Genomic DNA, 14,410 nt, shown 5'->3' on the forward strand with positions numbered 1-14,410 from the left:
TTTATTATGTGCGGATTATGCGGTTTTGGCGATGCGGGCGCGGTTTCAGACGGCAATCACCTATCGGCCTGGCCCAGTTTCGCCGCGCAACGCCTGGCCGATCTGGGGCTTGAGGTTGCCGATGCCGGGGCGCTGTTTGGCGGGGCGGTTCCTTCGACGGGGCCTGGCGACGAAGTGGACGAAACCGGCTTCAACGCTTTCTTCGATATCCCATCGGGCACCGGCACACCCTATTTCCTTGGCGTCGGCCAGCGCATCAATGCCGAGATCAGTTTTCAGGGCGATACCGACTGGTTTGCCATGTCGCTCGTGCAGGGGCAGACCTACCAAATCAGCCTGCGCGCCTTGCCGTTCTTTGGGCTGGGCGACCCGCAACTGTACCTCTTTGACAATTTCGGCAGCTTCCTGACGCTGAACGACAATGGCGGCAGCGGTCTGGATTCGCTGCTGACGATTACGGCCACCCGGACAGGGACCTATTTCATCGGTGCCACAGGCTTTGGCGGCAATGGGCAAAGCACCGGGCAGTATGAAATCAGCCTCGCCCAGGTGAATTTCACCGCGGACATAATCGGCGATACCGCCGCAACGGCAGGGGTTGTCGCCGTCGACGGGTTTGTCACCGGCACGATCGATTATGGCACCGATCAGGACTGGTACGGCGTCAGCGTCGAAAAGGGCAAGACCTATGCCGTGTTCCTTGACAGCGCGACGCTGAGCTTTACCCCGCTGGCCGACCCAAAGCTGGAAGTGCTGGACCGAAACCAGACCAGCGTCGCCATCAACGACGACAACGGCATCACCAAAAATGCGGCGCTGACCTTTACCGCGGATTACACCGGAACCTACTATATCAAGGCCTATGGCGGCCCGGCCAATACCGGCGATTTCAAGCTGACAGTCGCCGATTTCACACCACCCGCGCCGCCCAGCCCGACGGCGGGGCTGGATTGGGGGGTCAAGTTCAACAAGACCAATATAAAGGTCTACTTCGCGCTTCAGGGCGAGACCTTTGCCAACGAACTGACCGATACGCCCTGGAACGCATATGAAGTCACGCAGGCCATGTCGGCGCTTCGGGAATATTCCAAGTTCTCCAACCTGACCTTTACCACAGTGAACATCGCGTCGCAGGCCGATTTCTTCCTGGCCAAGAACTTCCTCGACAGTTCGACCACCGGGCGGATGTTCCCACAGGATCCCGAATTCGGCGGCGCGCAAGGCGTGGGCTGGTTCAACACCAAACCATCGGTCTGGTCGCGCGAGGCCGGAGGGTTTCTGGAAAAGGGGGCCTATGGCTATTCCAACTTCATTCATGAATTCGGCCATGGTCTTGGCCTGTCGCACCCGCATGACAACGGCGGCACTTCGCTTGTCTTCGCCGGGGTCAGCGGGTCGGGCGATTTCGGCGATGATGACCTGAACCAGGAAGTGTTCACCGTCATGTCCTACAACAAGGGCTGGCAGACGGGGTTCAACGGCGGGTCGGGCACCAATGCCTATGGCATCGTGCGCACGCCGATGGCCTTCGACATCTCGGTGATTCAGGAGAAATACGGCGCGAACACCACCCACGCCTCGGGCAATGACACCTATACCCTGTGGACGAAGAATGAAATTGGCACCGGATATGAAACCATATGGGACACCGGCGGGCGCGATACCATCGTGAACCCGGGCAGCGCAGGCGCCACGATTGATCTGCGCGCCGCCACGCTGAAACAGGAACCGGGCGGCGGCGGGTTCGTCTCTTTCACGACCGGCATCTTCGGCGGCTACACCATTGCCAATGGCGTGCGGATCGAAAATGCCACAGGCGGGTCGGGGCGCGACACGCTGATCGGCAACGGGGGCCGCAACCTGCTGGACGGCGGTGGCGACAAGGACGTGATGATCGGCGGGCGCGGCAACGACACCTATATCATCAGCCAAGCCGACGATGTTGTTTCCGAGACACGCAAGGGCGGCATCGATACGCTGCGCAGCGGGGCGGTTTCGCTGGATCTGAACGATTACGATTTTGTCGAGAACGCCCGGCTAACCGGCGCTCGCGCGCTGGACCTGACCGGCTCGAAGCAGGCGAACCTGCTGGCGGGCAATAAAGCGGCCAATGAAATCTTCGGCAGCGGTGGAGGAGATACGCTGCGCGGCGGTGGCGGGTCGGATACCCTGCGCGGCGCGGCCGGGAACGATAAACTGATCGGACAGGCCGGCCGTGACAAACTCTTCGGAGGCGCCGGGAATGACGTGATCGAAGGTGGCAAGCTGAACGACAAGTTGTTCGGCAACAAGGGAGCCGACAGCTTCGTCTTCAAAGGCAACTTCGGCGACGACACGATCGGGGATTTCAAACAGGGCGCCGACGCGCTGCACCTCTCAAAATCGCTGTGGACAGGCCAGCTGACCAAGGCTCAGGTCGTCAGCGATTTTGCTGACATCGTGCGGGGCAATGTCGTATTCGAATTCGACGGCGGTCAATCGATTACCCTGAAAGGCGTCGGCTCTACCGCAGGGCTCGCTGACGATCTTGTCCTGATCTGATCGCGCTGCGCGCGATGCCTCCGGCGGGGATATTTATCACCCCAAAGAAGAATGGGTTTTATATCTTCTTTGGGGTCCAAATATCCCGGGGGAGGCCCGCAGGGACGGGGGCAGAGCCCCCTTAAGGCCTAAAGGTAGACGCCTGGCGGCGGTGGCGCCGCCCCCACTCCACGTTCATTCCTGATCGTTGCTGCCGGATGTCCTATGCGCCCAGAGATCGGGCCTCCGGATGCGGGTCAGTTCTTTCGCGGCGGCGCGACGCCAGCGTGCGATCTCGCCATGGTTTCCCGACATCAGCACATCGGGTATGTCCCGGCCCTGCCACGACGCGGGGCGGGTGTACTGAGGGTGTTCCAGCAGGCCGTCGGAAAAGCTCTCTTCGTCGGTCGAGGCGGCATTGCCCAGAACCCCCGGGATCAGCCGCACCGTGGCATCAATCAGCGCCTGCGCTGCGATTTCTCCGCCCGTCATCACGAAATCCCCAAGCGAGATTTCCTGCACCCCATAGTGTTCCAGCGCGCGTTCATCGATGCCTTCGAACCGACCGCACAGCAGGGTGACACCGTCGGCACGCGACAGGCGGTGCATCAGCGCCTGTGTCATCGGCTGGCCGCGCGGGCTGAGGCCGATCACGGGCCAGTCGCCGCGCACGCCGGATTGTGCCGCCTCGATCGCCGGGCCGACCACATCGGCGCGCAGCACCATGCCGGCGCCGCCTCCTGCGGGCGTGTCATCGACATTGCGGTGCTTGCCGATGCCAAAGCCGCGAAGATCGATCGTTTCAAGCTGCCACAGCCCGTCTTTCAGCGCGCGACCCGTCAGGCTCTGCCCCAGAACGCCGGGGAAGGCTTCGGGGAACAGGGTGATGATGCGTGCGGTCCAGACGCCAGCCAGCGTGTCGCCATCGGTCATCAGATCGCGCGGTTGCAAAGAGGCGCGGATCGACTTGCGCCCAAACGACCGGCTCGGGGATGGGGTGTCGCTCATTCGAACAGCCCTTCGGGCGGATCGGCAACAATCGCGCGCTTGGACAGATCCACGGTCGGGACATTCTCGCGCGTGAAAGGCAGAAGAACGGTTTCGCGCCCGTCGGGGCGGATTTCCAGCAGATCGCCGGCACCGTGGTTCTGCACCGCGATCACCGTGCCAAGCACGCGTCCTCCCGTATCGCTGACGGGCAGACCGACAAGGTCGGTGTAATAGAATTCGTCGTCTGGCAGCGAAGGCAGCCTGTCGCGCGGGGCAAAGAGTTTCAGCCCCTTCAGCGCGTCGGCCTGTTCCTTTGTCTCGATCCCCGACACCCGTGCGGCAAATCCGTTGCCGATGGGCCGCGTCAGCGTGACGGTAAACTGGCGGTCGCCATCTTCGGTGCATAGGGGGGAATATGTGCCAATGGCTTCGGGTTCGGCGCAAAAGCTCTTGAGCCGGACTTCGCCGCGCACTCCAAATGCGCCAGCCAGCGCCCCGACACAAATCAATTCGTCAGGCATCTCTGCCGTGCTCCCTGAAACGGTGCGGGCCTATCGTGGCGCGCACGAAAAGCCATCTGGCGGAACCGCGCGGCGGCGGCGGGGGAGGCGGGCCTACCCCGCCGCCGCCGCGCCCGGCCCGTTATTCGGCCGATGCGTCCTCGGCCGGGGCTTCGGCTGCGGCGGCTTTTTCAGCCTTGGCTTCGGCGCGTTCCTGCGCCTTCTTGCCGGGCGTACCCTTGTTGGGGTTGCTGCGCTCGGTCTTGGTGCGGGCGCCAGCGGCTTCCAGCATGCGGGCGATCCGGTCGGTGGGCTGGGCGCCTTTGTCCAACCAGTGCTGGATGCGCTCGAGGTCCATCTTCACGCGGTCTTCGCTGTCTTTGGGCAGCAGCGGGTTGTAGGTGCCCAGCTTCTCGATGAAGCGGCCGTCACGGGGCATCCGCGAATCTGCCGCGACGATGCGGTAGAAGGGGCGTTTCTTGCTGCCGCCACGGGCGAGCCGGATTTTCATAGCCATTGTTGGTCTCCTTTGAATGGCGTGTCAGGCGCGGGTCTTCCGGCGCCTAGGATTGGTGTTTCTGGTGGTGGTGGATGACTTCCTGAATGATGAAATTCAGGAACGCCTTGGCGAATTCAGGATCCAGATCGGCCTGGATCGCCAGGTCTTCAAGCCGTGCGATCTGCTGCTTTTCGCGCGCGGGATCGGACGGGGGAAGGTCGTTTTCGGCCTTGAGCTTGCCCACGGCCTGCGTGTGCTTGAACCGCTCGCCCAGCGTGTAGACAAGGATTGCGTCCAGCCGGTCGATGCTTTCGCGGTGGCCTTTCAACAGCTGCGCGGCGCGCGCCACAACGTCGTCTTTGGTCTGGTCAGTCAATGGCCCAGCCTTTCGGTTTGAACAGCGGATCGGCGTAATGGCCGATTTCCATTTCGATGCCATGGGCCAGCTGGGTTCGGTCCAGCTGCTGCGGCGAAGGGTGGCGATAGACGGCATCGCTTCCGTCGATGGTTTGCGCCTCGTGGTCCTTTTTCGCGCCAAGCCGTTCGGCCAGGCGGATACTGTCGAGGTTTTTCGGGTCGATATAGCTGACAGCCGTAGTCCAGCCGTTGCGATACAGGTGACGGCGCACGGCGTGGGTCGCTTCCAGCGCATAGCCCTTGCCAGCGCGGTCGGGCCAGATGACCCATGCGATTTCGCGCTCAGGCCAGCGCGCAGGCTGCCAGCCTCCGGCCATGCCGACGGTTTCGCCGGTGTCACGCAGGTGGATCATCCACATGCCGAAGCCACGAATTTCCCAATGGCCGATTTCGGCGGCATAGAGCATCCACGCCTCGTAGGCGTTCAGCGGCCCGCCCATGTAACGGGCGCGGTAGCTGGTGAAGGTCGCCTTGAAGTCGGGGTAATCCTGCGGCTCGGGGCCGCGCAGGACAAGCCGAGGGGTTTCGATCACGGGGATGCTGGCGCGGGTCATGCGGCCTCTCCCATGACCGAGGGATGGCGCCAGACCTTGCAGGCGTGGCCGTTCACTGTGCCATCGCGTTCGATTTTGGCGCCCAAGCGTCGCGCCAGCGCGGCGGATCGATGATTGGCGGGATCGACGTAGGAAATCAGAGCATCGAGCCCTTGATGTTCGGCGGCGTAGGCGCGGGCCGCGAGCGCGGCCTCATAGGCAACCCCCTGGCCTTCGAAGCCTTCGAACAGGTGCCAGCCGAGTTCCGGTTCATCCCAGCCATCATTGTTGATGACCCCGACGCGGCCCGCAGGTGCCCCGGTGGCGCGGTCTTCGATCATCCACATGCCATAGCCGCGCAGGGACCAATGGCCCATCTGCGCAAGGAAGCTGCCCCATGCGCGCGGCCGTTCATACGGGCCGCCGACGAAAACCGACCGCGTCGAGGCAGAGAACCGCGCCAGCGCGTCGAAATCCGTCTCGCGCGGGGCGCGCAGGATCAGGTTCGTAGTCTCGATGACCGGGATCGGAAGCGCGGTGCCGCTCATGCGTAGGCCTCCACCCCGCCATCGGCGATCTGGTCGGCAGACGGATGGCGCCACAGCCCCATGGTGCCAAAGGTTGGATGCACGAAATCATCCGCCTCGCGGCGCGCACCAAGCCGTTCGGCCACGCGGATCGACCCCACATTCCCGGGCGCGATGGAACTGATGAGCGTGGTCAGGCCGAGGGTGTCATAAGCGAAGCTGCGGGCGGCGTGGCCCGCCTCGACGGCGTATCCCTGTCCGGTGCCGCTCCAGATGAACCAGCCGACCTCGGGTTCGGGCCAGTCCATCGGGGCGTGCAGGCCGACAAGGCCGATGGCACCGGGCGCGTCTTTCGACTCGACGATCCAGCGACCGAACCCGCGCAGCTGCCAGTGGCCAAGCACCTGGGCAAGATAGCGCCAGACTTCGAATTCCTGAAGCGGGCCGCCGACATAGCGCGCGGCATCGCTGGCGTAGAAGGCCGCGAAGGCAGGCACATCGTCTTCGCGCGGGGCGCGCAGGATCAGCCGTTGGGTTTCAAGCGTCGGGATCGGCCTCATGCGCGCGTTCCCATCGCGGGCCTGGCCGCCTGTTGCGACCTCCGGCAGACGTATTTGGACCGAAAAGAAGCCATGGTCATTTCTTCTTGCCAAAGCCGCTGAGGCCCGGGGGCAGGCCGCCGCCGCCAAGGCCGGGCAGGCCGCCGGGCATCTTGCCGCCCATCTGGCGCGCCGCCGCTTCGAGTGCGGCCGGATCCATCTGCGAAGGGTCGGGCATGCCGCCGCCCTTGCCGAACATGCCTTTCATCGCCTGTTTCAGCATCCCGCCTTTGCCCATCTTGCCCATCTTCTTCATCATGTCGCCCATCTGGCGGTGCATCTTCAGAAGCTTGTTGAGGTCGGAGACATCCATCCCCGCACCGGCGGCGATGCGTTTCTTGCGGCTGGCCTGCAGAATCTGCGGCGCGGCGCGTTCCTTCTTGGTCATCGACTGGATCAGCGCGATCTGGCGGGCGAGGATTTTGTCGTCGAACCCGGCTTCTTCCACCTGCTTCGCCATCTTGCCCATCCCTGGCATCATGGACATCATGCCCTCCATGCCGCCCATCTTCTGCATCTGTTCCAGCTGCATGCGCAGGTCGTTCATGTTGAACTGACCTTTCATCATGCGCTTCATCATCTTTTCGGCCTGTTCGGCCTCGATGGTTTCCTGCGCCTTTTCGACCAGGGCCACGATGTCGCCCATGCCAAGGATGCGGCCCGCGATGCGTTCCGGCTCGAAGGTCTCGATGGCGTCCATCTTCTCGCCAAGGCCGACGAAGCGGATCGGCTTGCCGGTGACGGCGCGCATCGAGAGCGCCGCGCCGCCGCGCCCGTCGCCGTCCATCCGGGTCAGCACCACGCCGGTCACGCCGATCTTGTCATCGAATTCCGTGGCAACGTTCACCGCGTCCTGCCCGGTCAGGCCATCGACCACCAGCAGGGTTTCGCGCGGGTTGGCGACATCGCGCACCGCGGCCGCCTGGGCGATCAGCTCCTGATCGATATGCAGCCGGCCGGCGGTGTCGAGCATGTAGACATCGTAGCCGCCAAGGCTGGCCTGCGTTTTCGCGCGTTTGGCGATGGCGACCGGGTCTTCGCCCTTGACGATGGGCAGGGTATCCACGCCGATCTGGGCGCCAAGGATCGCCAGCTGTTCCATTGCCGCCGGGCGGTTGGTGTCAAGCGAGGCCATCAGAACCCGCTTGCCTTCGCGGTCTTTCATCCGCTTGGCGAGCTTGGCGGTGGTGGTGGTTTTGCCCGAGCCCTGCAGGCCGACCATCAGGATCGGCGCGGGCGGGTTGTCGATTTTCAGGTGGCCGGGATCGCCTTCGCCCCGCAGCACGTCGATCAGCGCGTCATGCACGATCTTGACGACCTGCTGGCCCGGGGTGACCGATTTGGTCACCGCCTGTCCGGTGGCCTTGTCCTGCACTGCCTTGACGAAATCGCGGGCCACCGGCAGCGAGACATCGGCCTCGAGCAGGGCGACGCGCACCTCGCGCAGGGCGGTTGCGACATCGTCCTCGGACAGGGCGCCCTGTTTCGTCAGCCGATCAAAGACGCCGGACAGGCGTTCGGACAGATTTTCAAACATGGGCCGTGGCCTCCTGGTTGTTCATTGCCATGGCCCACAGATAGGCACGGCGGCGGATCGTGTCAGCGCAAAGCCAAGGCTGAATGCGCAAATGCCCCCACGGGCGCAACGCGCTGGTGGAGGGCGATCCCCTGAAATCGGGGACCGGAAAGCCTTGGCTTCCGGGTATTAGGTGCCGTTTAGGGCGCCCGCTGCGCAGAGTCAAGTTGCGCAGCGGGCGGGTCGCGGGCCGGGGTGGGGCGGAATCGGGCCCGCGACGCAAACGCGCGGTCGTTCAGATCAGCCAGCTGTCATCCAGAACCGTATCGGCCGAGATGTAGCGCAGATAGGCCAGTTGCACTGCATCCCCATTGTTGTCGACCATCAGCCAGGAACTGCGGCCGTCTGCCAGAAGCGAAATGGCGCTGGTCGAAATGGCGGCGTTGATGTCGGAAAACAGCTGCGACAGCTCGATCTGGTCGCCGTCTTCCAGTTTCATGTCATAGATCGTGTCTCCGGCATCGTCGAAGGACCGGAAGGCGAAGATATCGGCGCCTGAACCGCCCTTGATGAAATCGGCGCCGCCGCCGCCGTAGAGCAGATCCGATCCAAGGCTGCCGTCGATATAGTCGTCTCCGGCGCCGCCTTCGACGGTGTCATCCCCGGCTTCGCCATACAGGAAATCGTCGCCATCGTCGCCGCGCAGGATGTCATTGTCGACACCGCCCTTGATCAGGTCGTTGCCTGCGCCGCCTGCCAGAACGTCATCGCCGCCGTTGCCGTACAGCATGTCGGCGCCATCGCCGCCTGCGATGGTGTCAGCGCCAAAGTCGCCGCGGATGAAATCTGCACCCGATCCGCCTGCGATCGTGTCGTCGCCATTGCCGCCATAGACACGATCATTGTCGGCGCCACCGTCGATCACGTCGTCGCCATCGTCACCTTTAATATAATCGTTGCCGTCGCCGCCGCGGATCACGTCGTCATCCTTGCCGCCGTATATGCGGTCGGCGCCCAGCCCGCCATCCAGCAGGTCTCGCCCCTCGTCGCCGCGCAGGTAATCATCGCCATCGCCGCCATAGACGATGTCATCGCCATCGCCGGCATACAGCCGGTCGGCATCGTTTCCGCCATCCAGCAGATCGTGGCCTTCGTCGCCGCGCAGGTAATCCTTACCGTCGCCGCCTGACATCTCGTCGTCCCCACCACCACCGTACAGCTTGTCTATGCCGTTGCCGCCGCTCATGATGTCGCTGCCGCCGTCACCTTTGAGATAATCGTCGCCTTCACCGCCGGTCATCGAGTCAGCGCCCGAGCCGCCATACAGCTTGTCGTTTCCGTCTCCGCCGTCCATCGAGTCGGCGCCGCCCTGGCCCTTGAGATAGTCGTTGCCCAGGTCTCCGGTCATTGTGTCGTCGCCTTCGTCGCCATACAGGCGGTCATTGTCGGCGCCACCGTCCATGATGTCATCGCCATCGCCGCCATACAGCCGGTCGGCGCCGATGCCGCCGCTCAGCGTGTCATCGCCAAGCGCGCCGAACAGTCGGTCATTGCCCGCGCCACCATCCAGGACGTTATCCAGCGCATTGCCATATCCGGTATCGCTGCCGGACCCCAGCAGGAGGTTTTCGATATCGGTGCCCGTGGCGATGGTTTGCAGCTTGCCGGCGATCTTGTTCCGGGCGCCCGAGGTGAGGTTGACCCGGGATGCGCTGTCCAGTGCTGTCAGGTCCATCGTGTCGGTGCCGCCATCGCCATCGGTCAGTACGCTAGAGAAGTCGGACCAGTTGGCAGCAAAGGTTTCGGTGAAGATATAGATGGTGTCGGTCGATCCGGTGCCGCCACCGCCGCCGGTGTCGCCGGTATCATCACTGTCGTCATCCGGGGTGGTGGGCGTGTCGCCGGTGGCGTCGATGACTGCGCTGACCGACGTGGACGAGGCAAGGCCCGCAAGGAAGACCAGCGCGGTTTCCGCCACGCTGCCCGTGCCATCAGGGTCGAACATCAGCCAGGACCCGCCGGTCGCATTCGCCAGCCAGACCAGCCCGTCGGCCACCGGATCGTTGCCAGAGTAGCCAACGGCGGCCAGCAGCGGGCGGATGTCTATCCGGTCGCCTGCGGCGAGGTCGAAATCGGTGATCGTGTCGCCGCCGTCGCCACCGTCAAGATAGACAAAGCGGTCGGCGCCTTCGCCGCCGGTCAGCGTATCGGCTCCGGCGCCGCCGGTCAGAACGTCATTGCCGCCAAGCCCAAGGATCGTATCGTTGCCGCCGCCGGAATAGATGTCGTTGCCCACGTCATTGCCGGTGATGTGATCGTTGCCGCCGCCTGTCTGGGCGTTTTCGATTACAGTGCCGCGCGCGATGGCCAGGTTGCCGGTGCGCCCGTTGATGTCGGAAAAATGTTCGGCCCGCAGGTCAAGTCGCTGGTTGTGGCCGCGCGATGTCAGGCTGATGGTGTCATTGCCCGCGCTGTCGAAGATCGTGACTGCACGGTTTGTGGGTAGGGCGGCGCCATAGAACGACTCGTTCGTGTTGTCGCCATAGGTGCTGTCGCCCGACTGGGCATTCGTGGGCGTGCCATACAGATTCTGGATCGCCACGATGTCGGCCATCATCGCGCTGCCAAGGAAGGTATAGCCGGCGGTGACATAAGGGTTCTCGGTCTGGCTGAAATAGCTCATGACCGTCATCTGCCAACTGTCGTTGGCATAATGCGCATCACGGCTGAAATCGGCGCTGCCATTGTAGTTGCCGCCATGGCCAAGGCCCAGCGCGTGGCCGATTTCGTGGATATAGGTCTGGAGATAGTAATCGCCATAGCCCTGCCACGAGGTCTGGACGTTTACATGGCTCGACGTGATCGTCGATCCGGACATCATCGAATAGGCGTAGGCGCCGGACTGGTTGTCGTCAAAGGTGATCTGCGCGCTGGACGATTGCACGAATTCGATGCCGGTCACGGCGGTCCAGCTGTCCAGCGCCTCGCGCGCGGTCGCGCGGCCGGTTGCATCCAGCGAATTCAGGTTCACGGTGATCTGGCCGCCGCTCTGCACGTCGAACGACCGCTGCGTGCCACCGCGCTGCTGCCAGAACCCCGCGGTCAGGTAATCGGCAATCTGGTCCAGCGTATAGGTCGGCAGAGTGGCCGAGACCGATCCGCCGGTTCCATCGCCGGTATCAAGGCTCTGTACGCCATGATCGTCGTAAGTTGTCTGGTTCGGGTTCAGCGCGAGGCATTGAAGGCACATGTTAATCACCGTCGTGTTAATTTCGGACCGCGACGAAACGGACAGGACGGGCGCAGCGGTGCGCCCCGGGTGGGGCGCGGGGGCTTGCAGGGAACAGGGGGCATCGGTGACCGGAACGGCATCGCCCGGGCAGGGCATAAGCCACCGGGCGATCACGTCAGGGCCGTGTCGTCAGCGTATGTTGGGGGGAACGGCCATTCTGGTCCGATGCCATATGTCTAGCGCCCGATCTGGCGCGTGATTCGACCAAATCGGGGCATTATCGGGGCGCGGCGCCCTGCCGCTGCCTGTCCGGATGGGAAGAGGTTCGAGGCGGCAGCGAGGCGGAGGTGCAGGGGCCGCGCTTAGCCCCTGCATAGCATGAAAACAGCGGGCCACGCCCCGGCAAGGGAGTAGCCCGCTGTCTCGTACGTATAGTCCTGTGAGGGGCAAGCGCCCCTTGGATCAGGCGGCCAGCGCTTCGATCTGGGTCTTGGCGGATGCCATCTTTTCTTCCAGCCCGGCCATGACCTGATCGGCACCGATCACGGTCACGTCGGTAATGCCGATAAAGCCAAGGATGAATTTCAGGTAGCCGGTGAGGTAATCGTAATCGGCCTCGATCGGGGTGCCGCCGGTTGCAATGGCAACAATCGCGCGTTTGCCGGTCATCAGGCCTTCGGGTCCGGCTTCGGTATAGCGGAACGACCGGCCCGCGCGGGCGATCAGGTCGATCCATGTCTTGAGGCTGGTGCTGATCGAAAAGTTGTACATGGGCGCGCCGATCACGATGGTGTCGGCCTGCTCCAGCTCTGCCAGCAACTCGTCAGACAGCGCCAGAATGGCCTTCTGATCGTCCGAACGGTCGGCGTCGGGCGTAAAGTTGGCGCCGATCCAGGTGGCGTCGATGGCTGGCAGCGGCTCGACCAGATCGCGGCGGATCACCGTATCTGCGTTCAGCTGACGCAGGATTTCGGCGCTCAGTTCTCGGGTGACGGATTGTTCGGTGCGCGGTGACGCATCGATATGAAGAACGGTGTTGGTCATTTTCGGAGGTCCTGATGAGAAACTTTTGTGCCGCCAATTTGATCCTTGCACATGTGAACGCAACTTGCGAAAACTCGCACACCCTGTGTTCTGACGCACATAAAACCGGAGCAGGCCGCAATGGATAACTGGGACGAGGTACGCACCGCCTTTCAGGTCGCGCGAATGGGCACCGTCAGCGGTGCCGCCGAAGTTTTGGGCGTGCACCATGCCACCGTGATCCGCCATATCGACGCGCTGGAAGGCCGGATTGGCGTCAAACTGTTCCAGCGTCACGCGCGCGGCTATACCGCCACCGAAGCGGGCGCCGATCTGCTGCGCGTGGCGCAGGCCACCGATGATCAATTCAACCAGCTGGTCGGGCGGCTGAAAGGGCAGGGCGAGGATGTGGGCGGCGAGCTTGTCGTGACCTCGCTTACCTCGATGGCGCCGGTGCTGATCCCGGTGATGACCGATTTCCAGCGCGCCCATCCCGATCTGCTGGTGCGATATCTGACCTCGGGGCGGCTGTTCCGGCTGGAATACGGCGAGGCGCATGTGGCCATCCGTGCAGGCGCCCCGCCGGACCAGCCCGACAACGTGGTGCAGCCCTTCGTGCGGCAGGCCATCGGGCTTTATGCCAGCCAAGGCTATGTCGATGCCCATGGCAAGCCGGAGTCCGTCGCCGATTTCCCGCAACACCGCTTTATCGGGCCCGACGATCTGACCAGCCGCGCGCCTTTTTACCGCTGGCTGCGCGATAACCTGGACCCGCGCCACATTACCTTCCGCGTGACCAGCGAGCATTCGGTGAAAGAGGCCGTGCTGGCCGGGGCTGGTCTTGGCTTCCTGACCGAATGTGAAGCCTCGCGCCTGCCCGGTCTCGTCCAGGTGATGGAGCCGCGCGACGACTGGACCGCGCCGCTGTGGCTGGTGACACACGTTGATCTGCACCGCACCAACAAGGTGCAGGCCTTCCTGAAGTTCCTGAAATCACGCGCTCAGGATTGGGTGTAATGCGCGATTCGCTGCGCGGGCATCTGGCGATGCTGACCTTTTCGGCGCTTGTGGGCGGATCATTCTCGCTTGGCGCAATGGTGGCGAATGATATCGCCCCCGCCGCGTTGAACGCGGTGCGCTTTGCCATCGCGGCGCTGGTGATCGGCTCGGCCGCGATGGCAACCACCGGCATTCCGCGCAGCGCGCTGCGGGCCCCTTGGCGGTATCTTGTGCTGGGCGCGATCTTTGTCACCTATTTCGTGCTGATGTTCGAAGGGCTGAAAACCGCCGCGCCGGTCAGCGCCTCGGCGGTGTTCACGCTGACGCCGCTGATGGCCGCCGGCTTTGGCTGGCTGTTGCTGCGGCAGGTTCTGACGGCGCGCATGGCGCTGGCCCTGGCCATCGGCGGAGCCGGCGCGCTTTGGGTGATTTTCCGCGCCGACTGGGCCGCCTTCAGGGCCTTTCATATCGGGCAGGGTGAAATTGTCTATTTCTGGGGCTGTGTGGCCCATGCGATCTATACCCCGATGGTGCGCAAACTGAATCGCGGCGAACCGGCGATCGTCTTTACCTTCGGAATGCTGCTGGCGGGGTTCCTCGTACTGGTCGTCTACGGATGGTCCGACCTGCGCGCTACCGACTGGGCCGGTCTGCGCCCGCTGGTCTGGGTTGCTATCTTTTACCTCGCGATCTTCGCCAGTGCCGCCACATTCACGCTGATGCAATATGCGGCACTGCGTTTGCCCTCAGCCAAGGTGCTGGCCTACACCTACCTCGCCCCGACCTGGGTCATCGTCTGGGAAATCGCGCTGGGGCACGAGGTACCCTCCGGTCTGACCCTGGTCGGAGTGGCCGCCACGGTGGTCGCCCTGCTGCTCCTTCTGCGCGACGAACCGGCCCACGCGATGCCCGCACGCACGACGAAAACAGTCTGACAAGATCCAAGGGAACACAAACGGCCCGGCGTGCGTTCCTGTCACAGCTACGTGAAAGGACACATTATGAACAGCATCATCTATCTCGTCGGCCTGGTCGTTATCGTTCTGGCCATCGTC

At 63.5% G+C, this 14,410-nt stretch carries 13 protein-coding genes; 3 read left to right on the forward strand and 10 right to left on the reverse strand.

Annotated elements, in window-relative coordinates; translation table 11 throughout:
• Nucleotides 1-6 precede the first annotated feature (6 nt).
• Entirely contained in the window at nt 7-2,541 is a 2,535-nt protein-coding gene (locus tag FGK64_RS14225; protein WP_171054083.1) for a pre-peptidase C-terminal domain-containing protein, read from the forward strand.
• A gap of 174 nt (nt 2,542-2,715) precedes the next feature.
• On the opposite strand, the gene trmD is transcribed toward FGK64_RS14225, so the two are convergent.
• From trmD to FGK64_RS14275, 10 genes are all read right to left on the reverse strand, one after another.
• A complete protein-coding gene (gene trmD / locus FGK64_RS14230) occupies nt 2,716-3,528 on the reverse strand; it encodes a tRNA (guanosine(37)-N1)-methyltransferase TrmD (RefSeq protein ID WP_138864507.1) in 813 nt (270 codons plus the stop codon).
• Complete coding sequence (gene rimM / locus FGK64_RS14235; RefSeq protein ID WP_138864508.1) at nt 3,525-4,031, reverse strand: ribosome maturation factor RimM; 507 nt, start codon at nt 4,029-4,031, stop codon at nt 3,525-3,527. Before rimM ends, trmD begins: the two co-directional genes overlap by 4 nt.
• Before the next feature lie 121 nt (nt 4,032-4,152).
• Nucleotides 4,153-4,527 carry a 30S ribosomal protein S16 gene (gene rpsP / locus FGK64_RS14240; protein WP_138864509.1) on the reverse strand — a complete coding sequence of 125 codons (375 nt, stop codon included), beginning with the start codon at nt 4,525-4,527 and terminating at the stop codon, nt 4,153-4,155.
• Nucleotides 4,528-4,573: 46 nt separating this feature from the next.
• Nucleotides 4,574-4,885 carry a chorismate mutase gene (locus tag FGK64_RS14245; protein WP_138864510.1) on the reverse strand — a complete coding sequence of 104 codons (312 nt, stop codon included), beginning with the start codon at nt 4,883-4,885 and terminating at the stop codon, nt 4,574-4,576.
• Nucleotides 4,878-5,480, reverse strand: a complete 603-nt coding sequence (locus FGK64_RS14250) for a GNAT family N-acetyltransferase (RefSeq protein ID WP_138864511.1) — start codon at nt 5,478-5,480, stop codon at nt 4,878-4,880. The genes FGK64_RS14245 and FGK64_RS14250 overlap by 8 nt, the downstream gene beginning before the upstream one ends.
• Nucleotides 5,477-6,007: a GNAT family N-acetyltransferase gene (locus tag FGK64_RS14255; protein WP_138864512.1), complete on the reverse strand. Its 531-nt coding sequence runs from the start codon at nt 6,005-6,007 to the stop codon at nt 5,477-5,479. The genes FGK64_RS14250 and FGK64_RS14255 overlap by 4 nt, the downstream gene beginning before the upstream one ends.
• Nucleotides 6,004-6,546 (reverse strand): GNAT family N-acetyltransferase, encoded by a 543-nt coding sequence (locus tag FGK64_RS14260; RefSeq protein ID WP_138864513.1) that lies wholly within the window; start codon nt 6,544-6,546, stop codon nt 6,004-6,006. The genes FGK64_RS14255 and FGK64_RS14260 overlap by 4 nt, the downstream gene beginning before the upstream one ends.
• Nucleotides 6,547-6,622: 76 nt before the next feature.
• Nucleotides 6,623-8,122: a signal recognition particle protein gene (ffh, locus tag FGK64_RS14265; RefSeq protein WP_138864514.1), complete on the reverse strand. Its 1,500-nt coding sequence runs from the start codon at nt 8,120-8,122 to the stop codon at nt 6,623-6,625.
• A 274-nt stretch (nt 8,123-8,396) separates the two neighbouring features.
• Nucleotides 8,397-11,351, reverse strand: coding sequence for a M10 family metallopeptidase C-terminal domain-containing protein (locus tag FGK64_RS14270; protein WP_171054084.1), 2,955 nt, complete (start codon nt 11,349-11,351; stop codon nt 8,397-8,399).
• Between the two features lie 444 nt (nt 11,352-11,795).
• Nucleotides 11,796-12,377: an FMN-dependent NADH-azoreductase gene (locus tag FGK64_RS14275; protein ID WP_138864516.1), complete on the reverse strand. Its 582-nt coding sequence runs from the start codon at nt 12,375-12,377 to the stop codon at nt 11,796-11,798.
• 120 nt (nt 12,378-12,497) lie between these two features.
• Between FGK64_RS14275 and FGK64_RS14280 the strand changes: the two genes are divergently transcribed.
• Nucleotides 12,498-13,373, forward strand: a complete 876-nt coding sequence (locus FGK64_RS14280) for a LysR family transcriptional regulator (protein WP_138864517.1) — start codon at nt 12,498-12,500, stop codon at nt 13,371-13,373.
• Nucleotides 13,373-14,290 carry a DMT family transporter gene (locus FGK64_RS14285; protein WP_138864518.1) on the forward strand — a complete coding sequence of 306 codons (918 nt, stop codon included), beginning with the start codon at nt 13,373-13,375 and terminating at the stop codon, nt 14,288-14,290. Before FGK64_RS14280 ends, FGK64_RS14285 begins: the two co-directional genes overlap by 1 nt.
• Nucleotides 14,291-14,410: the final 120 nt, after the last annotated feature.

Origin of the sequence: Arenibacterium halophilum (assembly GCF_005938225.1) — a bacterium.
GTDB lineage: Bacteria > Pseudomonadota > Alphaproteobacteria > Rhodobacterales > Rhodobacteraceae > Arenibacterium > Arenibacterium halophilum.